Source organism: Sphingomonas sp. C3-2, assembly GCF_033025475.1.
Taxonomy (GTDB): Bacteria; Pseudomonadota; Alphaproteobacteria; order Sphingomonadales; family Sphingomonadaceae; genus Sphingobium_A.
The window spans coordinates 1,281,542-1,293,526 of record NZ_CP130322.1 but is presented as its reverse complement, the minus strand read 5'-3'; the positions used below and the strand labels follow the sequence as shown (position 1 = coordinate 1,293,526).

Here is an 11,985-nt window from a genome sequence, read left to right as displayed (position 1 = left end):
CAGACCCGTTATTTCTGCTTCTTGGCGAGAACCGGCTTGATCTTTTCGCCGGGGTTCAGGAAGGCGCCGGCCGACAGCACGATGCGTTCATTGCCCGAAATGCCGCTGAGCACCGAGACGCCGGCATCGGCCACCTGGCCCACCTGAACATCGCGCCGGACGACCTTGTCGCCCGCGTCGACGACATAGACATAGTTGATCTTGCCGTCGCTCAGCACCGCCGATTCGGGCAGGAGCGGGGCGACCGCGGTGCCGCTGACGATGTTGACCGAGGCAAAGCCGCCGGGGCGCAACGCCTTGTCATATCCCAGCAGGATGCGGGCGACGCCCTGACGACTGGTGGGGTTCACGACGGGCGAGATCTGCCAGATCTTGCCGGGGAAGGTGAGGTTGGTGCCCACCGGCGTGACATTGGCGGTTCCGCCGACGCGGATATTCTGGAGATCGGATTCGGCCACCTCGGCGCGCAGTTCCATTTCACCGCCCAGCGCGAGGCGGAACAGCACGCCGCTGCCGCCGCTCACCACCTGGCCGGGTTCGACATCGCGGGTGAGGACAAGGCCGGCCTCGGGCGCGCGGATATCGAGCCGCCCGGTGCGTGCACGCGCCTCGGCGAGCGAGGCCTCGGCCACGCGGACGCGGGCATCGGCGGAATCGCGCGTTGCGGCCTTGCGGTCGATATCGGCCTTGGAGACGAAGCCGCGCGCGACCAGCGCCTGCGCGCGGTCAAGTTCGGCCTGGGCCAGCCGCGCATCGGCGCGCGCGACGTTGATCTGCGCGGAAAGCTGTTGGAGTTGCTGCGTCTGGACCGAGCGTTCGACGGTGGCGAGAACCTGGCCCTTGCGGACCCAGGCGCCGGGTTCGACGAGCACGTTCGTCACCATGCCGCCTTCGCCGACCGAACCGACGGGCATTTCGCGGCGCGCAGCGAGCGAGCCGGTGGCCGAGACGATGCGCGAGATTTCCTGTGTGCCGGGGACCATCACGGTGACGACGGGCATCGACTTGTCGGCGCTGGCGGCGGCGCTGCCCGCGGCCTTTTCATCCCCACCACTGAAGAAATAGCCGGCGGTGCCGATGATCGCGGCGCAGCCGAGCGCAGCGGCAATGACGGTGCGGCGCCGTTTGCGGCGCGCATCCTCGTCTGAAAGCGCGCCCACAGCCTCGCCATTTTCAGAAAAACGCGATTCGTAATTCATCATTGCCTGCTTTCAGTCTCGAAGCGTTCCCACATTTGCGACGAGTGTATTACATCAACAAGTCACTTCCCTCAAGCGGGACTTTCGCAAGGCAATGCTTCCTGCGCGCTGGCGACAGTGAAAGCAAGTAGTATTCAGGACGAAGCGCATGCTTTGCAGGTGAAAATGTAATGGCGCTTGCATTGGCGCGGCGTCGCCGGAATGGTGGGCGAAAGATTGAATCGAGCGCTGAGGAGTAACATGGCCGATATCTTCTGGTGGATTGTCATTGGCTTCGTCGCCGGCGCGGTGGGCAAGCTGATCATGCCGGGCAAGGACCCCGGTGGATGCGTGGTGACGATCTTGATCGGCATCGCGGGCGCGCTCCTGACCGGCTATGTCGGTCAGATCATCGGCTTCTATGAACCGGGCGAAGATACCGGTTTCATCGGCGCCACGCTGGGTGCGGTAATATTGCTGATGCTCTACCGCGTAATGCTCAAGCTGCGGAGCAATTGACGAGCGGGCGCTTTATTCAGGAACCGTGCAGATTTTTCGCGTAATTATTGCGCCATCGGGCCGATCTGGTCCGCTCGACACGAGCAAGGAGTGGTGTTTTATGAGCAAGTCGCTTTGGGCACTTGCAGGCGCGGCGATGGTGGCGGTTCCGGCGGCGGTGGCCGCGCAGTCCGTGCCCGCCGATATGGTTGCGCTGAAGGGAACGCGCCTCGACGTGGCGGCGACGGGCACCACCAAGCGCGTGCCCGATGTGGCGGTGATCAGCGCGGGCGTGGTGACGCAGGCCAAGGACGCCGCCACCGCGATGCGCGACAATGCCGCGCGCATGACGGGCGTGGTCGCCGCGCTCAAAAAGGCGGGTGTCGCTGACCGCGACATCATGACGAGCACCATCCGGCTCGAGCCGCAGTATAAATATGCCGAGAATACGCCGCCGACGATCACTGGGTATCAGGCGCATAATTCGGTGAGCATCCGCTTCCGCGACGTCGCGGCGAGCGGCAAGATCCTCGACACGCTGGTGGCGCAGGGCGCGAACCAGATCAACGGGCCGAACCTGCAGATCGACAAGCCCGAGGCGGCCGAGGACGAGGCGCGGGTGGACGCGATCCGCAAGGCGCGTGCGCGCGCCGATCTTTATGCGGGCGCGGCCGGGCTGAAGGTGAAGCGCATCCTCTCCATCTCGGAATCGGGTGGCTACAACCCGGCGCCGCCAATGCCCTATATGATGGCGGCGCGTTCCGCGAAGGTCGAGGTGGCGGATACCGCGATCGAGCCGGGCGAACAGGCGGTCAACGTCACGGTGAACGTCTCGTTCGAGCTTGAATAAGCGCGAACCGATAGACATGAAAAAGGGCCGCGCAGCACATGCCGCGCGGCCCTTTTTTTGTGGCTGGGCTCAGCGTACCGAGCCGCGCCGGATGAGGTTGACGATGCCGAGCAGCACGATCGCGCCGACAAAGGAGGCGAGCAGCGAGGTGACATTGAGGCCTTCGCCGATCGAGCCGCCCGAAACGACGAGGCCCGCGAGGAACGCGCCGACGATGCCGACGATGACGTTGAGGAAAATGCCTTGCTGTGCGTCGGTGCGCATGACGATGCTGGCCAGCCAGCCGATGACGCCACCGATGATGAGATAGAGAATAAAGCCCATTGCCGTGCCCTCCTGCTATCGCGGCCCTTTTGTACGCCGCCAATGGAGGGAAATACGGACGGTCGGGATATTTGTTCCATGACCGTCACGTCATGTCTGTTCTTTGCAAAGTTTTGAAAATGCAGCGCGCGGCCCATCGTGGCGGGCCGCGCCGGCTGCGGGTCAGAAGGTCTGGCGTTCGTAGAGCGATTTGTAATGCTGGATGCGCGTGACGCGCAGCCCGGGCATGCCCGAACGATCGACCGCGCGTTGCCAGCCGGCGAATTCTTCCGGGGTCAGGCCATAGCGGATGCACGCTTCCTCGATCGACAACAGGCCGCCATTGACGGCTGCGACGACCTCTGCCTTGCGCCGGACGACCCAGCGGGTGGTGGTCGGCGGCGGCAGCGTGTCGATCGTCAGCGGTTCGCCGAGCGGACCGATCACCTGTGCGGGGCGAATCTTCTGATTTTCGATCATTCCTACCTCAAGTTCGGGGCGTTGGTTCGGGGTTGGGGCCCCCTCGTAAATTTGTTGAGGCTCAGCCTAATCAATGAGGGTTGATAGAAAACTAATATCCCTCAAAAAATTTCGCTCAGTCGAGCGGCGGTTCGCGCAGCGACCGCGCCACGGAGGCGTCGAAGCTGCCCTTTTCGCGCGCGTTCATCATGAGCAGATCGGCATCGACGATATCGTTGCCGCGCCCGAGCATCATCTGATGGCGCGCGGTGGTGCTGGCGGATTGTTGCGCCGACAGGCCGGCGACAAGCGCGGCGAAACTGTCGGTGGCGCGGTATGGTTCGAATGGCGGTGGCGTGGTTTTCATGCTCGACTCAAACGCTGTGGCGACGCCCCAGAACTAGGCGGGAAATGCTGAAGCCTTTGTAAATGTGGGTGGGGATTCATCCCGCTTTTCAGCCGCTTCACCTCAGTGCTTTGCGTCGTCGGGCAAAGCAGGCTAAAGGCACGCGCGCAATGGCTCCCGAATTCCAGCTTCAAGCTCCGCTCAACGCCCGTCGTATCGTCGTCGCCATGTCTGGCGGGGTCGACAGTTCGGTGGTGGCCGCGCTCGCCGCGCGCACCGGTGCCGAGACGATCGGCGTCACGCTTCAGCTATACGATCACGGTGCCGCCGTCGGCCGGACGGGGAGCTGCTGCGCGGGGCAGGATATTCGCGATGCGCGCGCGGTGGCCGACAAGCTGGGCATCGCCCATTATGTCTTTGATCACGAAAGCAGCTTTCGAACCTCGGTGATCGACGATTTCGCCAATGAATATATGGCGGGGCGCACACCAATTCCCTGCGTCAAATGCAATATGGGCGTGAAGTTCACCGATCTGTTCCGGCTGGCCAAGGATCTGGGCGCCGATTGCCTGGCGACGGGCCATTATGTCCGCCGCGTCGAAGGGGCCGCGGGGGCCGAACTGCACCGCGCCGCCGACCCCGCGCGCGACCAGAGCTATTTCCTGTTCGCGACCACGCAGGATCAGCTGGACTATCTTCGTTTCCCGCTGGGCGGCATGCCCAAGCCGCAGGTGCGCGAGATCGCGGCCGAGCTGGGCCTGGGCGTCGCGCTGAAGCCCGACAGCCAGGACATTTGCTTCGTGCCTGATGGCGATTATGCCAAGGTGGTGCGCAAGGTGCGCCCCGATGCCGATACGGCGGGTGAGATCGTCGATCTGGCGGGCAATGTGCTGGGCATGCACAAGGGGTTCATCCACTTCACCGTCGGCCAGCGCCGGGGGCTTGAGATCGGCGGGCAGGCCGAGCCGCTCTATGTGATCCGGCTCGATGCGCCGAGCCGGCGCGTGATCGTCGGCCCGCGCCGTGCGCTCGCGGTTGCCTCGGCCCGGATTTCGGGGCTGAACTGGATCGGCGGCGATCATCAGGGGCCGCTCACCGCCAAGGTGCGCTCGCTCGCCAAGCCCGTGCCCGCGCGGCTGGACGGCGACCGGGTGGTCTTCGACGCGCCCGAATATGGCGTGGCGCCGGGGCAGGCGGCCGTATTCTATGCCGGCGACCGCGTTCTGGGCGGTGGCTGGATCGAGGAAACACAGGCGGCCGAGCTGATCGCTGCCGCCTGACGCCCCGCCGGCAAAGACCGGCAGGGCGCGTTGCAGGCTTTTACCCTACGCCTCTTTACCCCAGCGCCTTGTTTAGCAGGCGGGCGAGGCGCGCGCCGCCGCGTTCGATCTGCTGGCGAATGGGCGGCACCAGCGTTTCGATCGTCGGGTTGGAAAGCGTCACCGGGCCCTCGGGCTTGGGCGCGCAGGCATCGCCGCCAAGCGCGGTGGCATAGGCCGCGTCCCGGCTGACCGCCCAGTTTTCCCGGCTCCAATCCTCGACGCTGCCCGCGGCAAGCGCCTTCAGTTGCGCGGGGGTGTAGCGGCGCACCAGCGCGGGCGGGGTGGAGATGGCGCGTTCGGCCAGATAGCCATCCCAGACGCTGTGCAGGTTCATCCGGCGGGTATACGCGTCGCCATAAGCTGTTTTCACATCGTTGCCGCCGCGATCCGCGCGGTCGCCCGCATGGAGCGGCATGTGCAGATCGCCGACGAAATGGATGAGATAGGCGAGCGCCGCGACGCGTTCGGCCATGGGCGTGCGCCGATCGGCGAGCCGCTTTTCCTGCTGCGTGATCTGTGCCGAGACGCAATTGCCGTCGGCACAGGCCGCCGTCAGGTCGAACGGCTGGCAGACATCGACATTCTGGTAATGCCAGGGACCGGTGTGCCGAAATTTTTGGCCGAGCGCCTTGATGCAATCGGGCCAGGTGCTCGCCTGGCGCACATTGCTGACCGGGCATTCGGGCGTGCCCAGCCGCGCGCCCTGCCGCAACAGCGCATCCATCGCCGCGCGCGTTTTGGGCGTGACGTTGCGATAGGCGATCTCGGCCACGGTTTCATGGCCATAATCCCACCAGGCATGCGCGGGGGAGGCGGTCAGCAGCAGGGCTGCGACCGCCAGAAACGCAGGTTTGAACATGGATTTTCGCGCCGTCTTTAGTCTTCGTCGCCGTAGATCGCGACCTTGCGCGTGCCGTCGCTCGTCGCCTTGCCGCGGTACATGCCCGGGGTGTTGAACGACCAGTCGGCATTGCCGCCGGGGCCGGTGACGATCACGCCGCCGGTGCCGCCCAGCGTGCCAAGCTCGGCAATCACCGCATCGGCCGCCTGTTTCGGGGTTTCGCCCGTCATGCGGATTCGCGCGCAGATTTCATGCGCCACGCCGATGCGGATGAAATATTCGCCAGCACCGGTGGCCGAGATCGCGCAGGCGCGGTCGTCGGCATAGGTGCCGGCACCGATGATCGGCGAATCGCCGATCCGGCCCCAGCGCTTACCGGTAAGCCCGCCCGTCGAGGTGGCGGCGGCGACATGGCCCTTGGCATCGACCGCAACCGCGCCGACCGTGCCGTATTTCAGGTCGACATCGTACCAGCCGACCTTTTTCGCCTTCATCTCGTCGAGCTGGCGCTTGCGCTCGGGGGTAGCGAACCAGCTGGGATCGGCCTGTTCGAGATGCTGTTCGACCGAGAACTGATCGGCGCCTTCGCCGCTCAGGAAGACGTGCGGGCTGTCTTCCATCACCTTGCGCGCCAGGCTGACCGGGTTCTTGGTGCGGGTGACTCGGGCGACCGCGCCGGCCGCGCGGGTGCGTCCGTCCATGATCGCGGCGTCGAGCTCGTTCTTGCCTTCATAGGTGAAGACCGCGCCGCGCCCGGCGTTGAAATTGGGATCGTTTTCCAGAACCTTGACCGCGGCCTCGACCGCATCGAGCGACGATCCGCCCGAAGCCAGTACGCCGGACCCGGCGTCGAGCGCCTGCGCCAGCGCGGCGCGGACCTCGCGGTCCTGCTGAGGGGTGATGCGATCGCGTTCGAGAACGCCGGCGCCGCCATGGATGACGAGCGTCCATTTGGGAGCCTCGGCAGCGGCCGAGGCGGGTGTTGCTGACATCAACAATACTCCGAGGAGAAGCTTCATGCGCACGGGAGTGTCTCCCATTGGTTTGATTGCCTTCCGCTTTAGCAGAATGCGCCCTCGTCTCAACAGCCGCTATCGGCGGGCGGCGGTACGCGCTATAAGCGCCGGCGAACCGAATAATCGCAGAGTAGTTTGAATAATGTCCGTTCGTCCCTGGCGCGACATCGCGCGGCGCAAGTCCCGGCAGATCATGGTTGGCAATGTTCCCGTTGGCGGCGATGCGCCGATCAGCGTGCAGACCATGACCAACACGCTGACATCCGATGCCAAGGCGACGATCGATCAGATACGGCGCTGCGAGGACGCGGGCGTCGACATCATCCGCGTCTCGTGCCCCGACGAGGAATCGACCGCCGCGCTGAAGCAGATCGTGCGCGCGGCGAAGGTGCCGATCGTCGCCGACATCCATTTCCACTATAAGCGCGCGCTGGAAGCCGCCGATGCGGGGGCGGCGTGCCTGCGCATCAACCCCGGCAATATCGGCTCGGAAGCGCGCGTGAAGGAAGTGGTGGACGCGGCCAAGGCCAATGGCTGCGCGATCCGCATCGGCGTCAATGCCGGCAGCCTCGAGAAGGACCTGCTCGAAAAATATGGCGAGCCGTGCCCCGAGGCGCTGGTCGAAAGCGCGCTCGATCATATCAAGCTGCTGCAGGATCAGGATTTCCACGACTACAAGGTCGCGGTGAAGGCGTCGGACGTCTTCCTTGCGGTGTCGGCCTATATGGGGCTGGCGGAAGCGGTGGATTGTCCGCTGCACCTGGGCATCACCGAGGCGGGCGGGCTGATCGGCGGCACGGTGAAATCCGCTATCGGCATCGGCAACCTGCTCTGGGCGGGGATTGGCGACACGATCCGCGTCTCGCTCTCGGCCGAGCCCGAAGAGGAAGTGCGCGTCGGTTACGAGATCCTGAAATCGCTCGGCATCCGCACGCGCGGGGTGCGCGTCGTTTCCTGCCCCAGCTGCGCGCGGCAGGGGTTCGACGTGATCCGCACCGTCCAGGCGCTCGAGGAACGGCTCCAGCATATCCACACGCCGATCTCGCTCTCGGTGCTCGGCTGCGTGGTCAACGGCCCCGGCGAAGCGCGCGAGACCGATATCGGCATCACCGGCGGCGGGCAGGGCAAGCACATGGTCTATCTTTCGGGGGTGACCGACCATCATGTGCAGGATGCCGACATGATCGAGCATATCGTCAAGCTGGTGGAGGAGAAGGCGGCCGAGATCGAGGCCGCCAATGCCGAAGCGTCCGGCCCCATCGCGGCTGAATGAACCCCCGCAACCCGCCGGCCGCGTTCGGCGTGGCCGTGCTCGGCATCGCCATCTTCGCGATGATGGATGCCGAGATGAAGCAGCTGTCGATCGCGCTGGGCGCGTATAACGCGCTGCTCTGGCGGTCGTTCATCGGCGTGCTGATCGGCGGCGTTTTCTATGCGTTCGGGCGGATGCCCTGGCCGTCGCGCCCGGTTTTGCGGCTTCATATCCAGCGCGGCGTGGCGGGCGGCGGATCGGTGCTGCTCTTTTTCTGGGGGCTCGCGCGCGTGCCGCTGGCGCAGGGCGTGGCGCTGTCCTTCATCGCGCCGCTGCTCGCGCTCTATCTGGCGGCGGTGCTCTTGAAGGAAAAAGTGGGCCAGCGCACGGTGCTCGCCTCGCTGCTCGCCTTTGCCGGGGTGGTCGTCATCCTGGCGGGCCAGGCGCGGATGGAATTGGGGCCCGAGGCGTTGAAGGGATCGGTGGCGATCCTCGTCGCGGCATCGCTCTATGCCTATAACATCATCCTTCTGAAGCGGCAGGCGCTGGTCGCCAAGCCCGCCGAGGTCGCCTTTTTCCTAAACCTTGTCGCGGGCGTGATGCTCGCGCTGGCGGCGCCGTGGTTCGCAATCCTGCCGGGGGCCGAGCACTGGCCGGGGCTCACCGCATCGGCGGTGGCGGCGTTCGTCTCGCTGATGCTGCTCGCCTGGGCCTATGCGCGCGCCGAGGCGCAATATCTGCTGCCCGTAGAATATACCGCCTTTGTCTGGGCCGCGCTGCTCGGCTGGTGGGTGTTCGGCGAAACGGTGTCTGCGCCCACGATCGGCGGCGCGCTGATGATCGTCGCGGGCTGCCTGATCGCGGCGCGGCGCAAAGGGGCGCCCGATGGCGTTGCCGAACCCGCATGACTATCATATTGAAAAGCGTGGATTAACTGAAGAAATTGCGCCGCCCCCACCGGTGGGGGTGGAAATTTTTGCCCCCGCCCGCGCCGAGGGCGCTATAGGGGCGCGACATTATGGAGATGCCCCATGTTCCGACGCCTTGACGATAGCATTTCGGTTTCCCCCCAGATCACCCCCGAACAGGTGGCGGAAGCGGCGGCCGCGGGCGTGACCATGATCATCAACAACCGCCCCGAGGGCGAGGAAGCCGGCCAGCCCGAAGGCGCCGTCATCGCCGCCGCGGCCGAAGCCGCGGGCATCGGCTACCGCGCCATTCCCGTGACGCATGCGGGCTTTTCGGCGAACCAGCTGGTCGAAATGAACGCCGCGCTCGATGCCGCCGGTGGGCCGGTGCTCGCTTATTGCCGCTCGGGCACGCGCTCGACGCTGCTCTGGGCGCTGGCGCGGGCGCAGCGCGGCGACGCGGCCGAGGAACTGTCGGCCAAGGCGGCGGCTGCGGGCTATGACCTCAGCCCCGTGCGCGCGATGATGGACGCGCTCAGCGGAGGCCGATGAAACTACTGCTGATCGGCGGTTCGCTCGTCGGGATTTTGGCGCTCACCCTGTTGTCGAGGCTGCTCGGGCTGGGGGAGGAAGCACGGATCGTCAATGAAGACCATGCGCTCGCCGTCGCCGAGGAGATCGACGACGGGTTCGCGCCGGTGGACGTTGCCGTCGACCGTGCGGGCTATGCCGCGCTGCTGCGCGACGCGCGCGGCCGGCTGATGCTGATCCGCGCGCATGGCGGGCATTTCGTGGGCCGGGTGATGACCGCGCCGTTCAAGGCGCGGCTCGACCGCGACATGTTGACGCTTGAGCCCGATGATCCGATGTTTGGATCGGTAACGCTGAAGCTGGGCATGGCCGCCTCTGTCTGGGCGAGCCGCCTGCGCGGCGAGGGAAAGACGGACCATGGTTGAGCTGCCCGATCCGGTGAACTGGGCGATCCCCGTTTTCATCCTGCTGATCGTGATCGAGATGCTCGTCGCGCGCTGGCGCGGGCGGCACCGTTATGATCCGCAGGATACGCTCACCTCGCTCGGCCTTGGGCTGGGCAGCACGGTTGCGGGCGTGCTGACCGCGGGCGCGGTGCTGGCGATGGCGGTTTGGCTTTCGGATCGGCGCCTTATCGACATCCCCTTTGCGTGGTGGAGCTGGGCGCTGTGCTTCGTGCTCGACGATCTGGCCTATTATGTTTTCCACCGCTCCGCGCACCGCGTGCGCTGGTTCTGGGCAAGCCATGTCATCCATCATTCGAGCCAGCATTATAACCTGTCGACCGCGCTGCGGCAGACATGGACGGGGTTCATCAGCGCCAGCTTCCTGTTTCGCCTGCCGCTGTTCCTGATCGGCTTTCCGCCCGAAATGGTGCTGTTCTGCGGTGGCATCAACCTGATCTACCAGTTCTGGATCCACACCGAGGTGATCGGCCGCTGCCCGCGCTGGTTCGAGGCGGTGATGAACACCCCGTCGCACCACCGCGTCCACCACGCCACCAATGCGCGCTATCTCGATCGCAACTATGCGGGCGTGTTCATCATCTGGGATCGGATGTTCGGCACCTTCACGCCCGAGCGCGACGATGAAAAGCCGCGCTATGGCATCGTGAAGAATCTGGGTTCGTACAACCTGATCTGGGCTGCGTTCCACGAATGGATGGGGATTGCGCGCGACCTGTGGCACGCGCCGGGGCTCGTCAATAAATGGCGCTATCTCACGCGCCCGCCGGGTTGGAGCCATGATGGCTCGCGCGAATCGAGCGAGACGATCCGCGCGCGCTGGGAAGCCCGGCACGCGCCGGTGGCGGAGCCCGCCGAATAAGGGGGCGCGGGGTTCAGGGTATCGGCCCCAGCGCTTCGACGATGCGGCATTCGGCCACGCGGCCGCCATTGCACGAATCGATCACCGCCTTCAGTTCCTTGCGCAGCGCGGCGAGGTCGGCGAGCTTGCGGTCCACCTCGACCAGATGGTCCTTGGCGATCCGGTCGATCCCCGCGCAATCGCCGCTCCGGTCGCCCGAGATGCTGAGCAGTGCGCGGACCTGATCGAGCGAAAAACCGAGATCGCGGGCGCGGCGGATGAAGGACAGCCGGCCAAGCTCCGCCTGCCCATAATCGCGGTAGTTGCCTGTCGTCCGGGCGGGCTTGGGAAGCAGCCCGATGCGCTCATAATAACGGATGGTTTCGATCTTGGTGCCGGTGGCCTTGCCCATGTCGCCGATTGTGAATGCCATGTACTTGACCCTGTAGTGACTACAGCCCTTATATAGGCAGCCATCACCGAAAGAAGGAGATGGCAAATGGCTGGCGGATGCTGCGGCGGATCACAGGATAATGCGCAAAAGCTCGATGATCGCGGCTGGCGCCGGGTGCTGTGGATTGCGCTCGCCATCAACGCAGCGATGTTCGCGGTTGAAATGGTGGCGGGCGTCACCGCCGGGTCGGCTTCGCTGAAGGCCGATGCGCTCGATTTTCTGGGCGATGCCGCCAATTATGCGATCAGCCTGGGTGTGGCGGGGATGGCGCTGGTCTGGCGCGCGCGCGCCGCGCTGGCCAAGGGGCTGTCAATCTTCGTGTTCGGCCTGTGGGTGATGGGCAGCACGGTGTGGATGGCCATGCAGGGCGCGGTGCCCAGGGCCGAAACCATGGGGCTTGTCGGCGTGCTTGCGCTCATCGCCAATCTGATATGCGCCGTGATGCTGTGGCGCCACCGCACGGGCGACGCCAATCGTCGCTCGGTCTGGATCTGCTCGCGCAATGATGCGATCGGCAATATCGCCGTGGTCGCCGCCGCGATCGGCGTGTTCGGCACCGGGACGGGCTGGCCCGACATTGCGGTGGCCGCGATCATGGCGGTGCTCGCGCTATCGGGCGGATGGCAGATCATCGCGCATGCCCGGCAGGAACTGAGAGGGGCGGTCATGCCCCCGCAAACCGGCGCCGCAAACCTCCGTTGAGGTTTGCTGGCGGTATTGGG

The 11,985-nt window shown here is 65.4% G+C and carries 16 protein-coding genes; 9 read left to right on the top strand and 7 right to left on the bottom strand.

Annotation, left to right across the window (positions count from 1 at the left end; genetic code table 11):
* Positions 1-8 precede the first annotated feature (8 nt).
* On the bottom strand, positions 9-1,199 hold the full coding sequence (locus QYC26_RS06325; RefSeq protein WP_317515005.1) for an efflux RND transporter periplasmic adaptor subunit: 1,191 nt from the start codon (positions 1,197-1,199) through the stop codon (positions 9-11).
* 240 nt (positions 1,200-1,439) lie between these two features.
* On the opposite strand from QYC26_RS06325, the gene QYC26_RS06320 reads away from it, so the two are divergent.
* Complete coding sequence (locus QYC26_RS06320; RefSeq protein ID WP_317514553.1) at positions 1,440-1,697, top strand: GlsB/YeaQ/YmgE family stress response membrane protein; 258 nt, start codon at positions 1,440-1,442, stop codon at positions 1,695-1,697.
* Positions 1,698-1,797: 100 nt separating this feature from the next.
* A complete protein-coding gene (locus QYC26_RS06315; RefSeq protein WP_317514552.1) occupies positions 1,798-2,526 on the top strand; it encodes an SIMPL domain-containing protein in 729 nt (242 codons plus the stop codon).
* Between the two features lie 69 nt (positions 2,527-2,595).
* Here the strand turns inward: QYC26_RS06315 and QYC26_RS06310 are convergent, their stop codons facing one another.
* From QYC26_RS06310 to QYC26_RS06300, 3 genes are all read right to left on the bottom strand, one after another.
* On the bottom strand, positions 2,596-2,850 hold the full coding sequence (locus QYC26_RS06310) for a GlsB/YeaQ/YmgE family stress response membrane protein (RefSeq protein WP_317514551.1): 255 nt from the start codon (positions 2,848-2,850) through the stop codon (positions 2,596-2,598).
* Positions 2,851-3,012: 162 nt separating this feature from the next.
* Complete coding sequence (locus tag QYC26_RS06305) at positions 3,013-3,309, bottom strand: DUF1153 domain-containing protein (RefSeq protein WP_317514550.1); 297 nt, start codon at positions 3,307-3,309, stop codon at positions 3,013-3,015.
* A 115-nt stretch (positions 3,310-3,424) separates the two neighbouring features.
* The gene (locus QYC26_RS06300) at positions 3,425-3,655 is read right to left on the bottom strand and encodes a hypothetical protein (protein ID WP_317514549.1); all 231 of its coding nucleotides are present in this window, start codon (positions 3,653-3,655) and stop codon (positions 3,425-3,427) included.
* 149 nt (positions 3,656-3,804) lie between these two features.
* Here QYC26_RS06300 and mnmA point away from each other — a divergent pair, with 149 nt between their 5' ends.
* Positions 3,805-4,914 carry a tRNA 2-thiouridine(34) synthase MnmA gene (gene mnmA / locus QYC26_RS06295; protein WP_317514548.1) on the top strand — a complete coding sequence of 370 codons (1,110 nt, stop codon included), beginning with the start codon at positions 3,805-3,807 and terminating at the stop codon, positions 4,912-4,914.
* Positions 4,915-4,969: 55 nt separating this feature from the next.
* On the opposite strand, the gene QYC26_RS06290 is transcribed toward mnmA, so the two are convergent.
* Both QYC26_RS06290 and QYC26_RS06285 read right to left on the bottom strand, forming a co-directional pair.
* Positions 4,970-5,815, bottom strand: a complete 846-nt coding sequence (locus QYC26_RS06290) for a S1/P1 nuclease (RefSeq protein ID WP_317514547.1) — start codon at positions 5,813-5,815, stop codon at positions 4,970-4,972.
* Positions 5,816-5,832: 17 nt separating this feature from the next.
* Positions 5,833-6,789 (bottom strand): isoaspartyl peptidase/L-asparaginase, encoded by a 957-nt coding sequence (locus QYC26_RS06285; RefSeq protein WP_317514546.1) that lies wholly within the window; start codon positions 6,787-6,789, stop codon positions 5,833-5,835.
* A 166-nt stretch (positions 6,790-6,955) separates the two neighbouring features.
* On the opposite strand from QYC26_RS06285, the gene ispG reads away from it, so the two are divergent.
* From ispG to QYC26_RS06260, 5 genes are all read left to right on the top strand, one after another.
* Positions 6,956-8,086 (top strand): flavodoxin-dependent (E)-4-hydroxy-3-methylbut-2-enyl-diphosphate synthase, encoded by a 1,131-nt coding sequence (gene ispG, locus QYC26_RS06280; RefSeq protein WP_317514545.1) that lies wholly within the window; start codon positions 6,956-6,958, stop codon positions 8,084-8,086.
* A complete protein-coding gene (locus QYC26_RS06275) occupies positions 8,083-8,973 on the top strand; it encodes a DMT family transporter (RefSeq protein WP_317514544.1) in 891 nt (296 codons plus the stop codon). The genes ispG and QYC26_RS06275 overlap by 4 nt, the downstream gene beginning before the upstream one ends.
* Positions 8,974-9,096: 123 nt before the next feature.
* Entirely contained in the window at positions 9,097-9,525 is a 429-nt protein-coding gene (locus QYC26_RS06270) for a TIGR01244 family sulfur transferase (protein ID WP_317514543.1), read from the top strand.
* Entirely contained in the window at positions 9,522-9,929 is a 408-nt protein-coding gene (locus QYC26_RS06265; RefSeq protein WP_317514542.1) for a hypothetical protein, read from the top strand. Before QYC26_RS06270 ends, QYC26_RS06265 begins: the two co-directional genes overlap by 4 nt.
* Positions 9,922-10,830, top strand: a complete 909-nt coding sequence (locus QYC26_RS06260; RefSeq protein WP_317514541.1) for a sterol desaturase family protein — start codon at positions 9,922-9,924, stop codon at positions 10,828-10,830. The genes QYC26_RS06265 and QYC26_RS06260 overlap by 8 nt, the downstream gene beginning before the upstream one ends.
* A gap of 13 nt (positions 10,831-10,843) precedes the next feature.
* On the opposite strand, the gene QYC26_RS06255 is transcribed toward QYC26_RS06260, so the two are convergent.
* Positions 10,844-11,242, bottom strand: coding sequence for a helix-turn-helix domain-containing protein (locus tag QYC26_RS06255; RefSeq protein ID WP_317514540.1), 399 nt, complete (start codon positions 11,240-11,242; stop codon positions 10,844-10,846).
* Between the two features lie 66 nt (positions 11,243-11,308).
* On the opposite strand from QYC26_RS06255, the gene QYC26_RS06250 reads away from it, so the two are divergent.
* Positions 11,309-11,965, top strand: coding sequence for a cation transporter (locus QYC26_RS06250; RefSeq protein ID WP_317514539.1), 657 nt, complete (start codon positions 11,309-11,311; stop codon positions 11,963-11,965).
* Positions 11,966-11,985 lie beyond the last annotated feature (20 nt).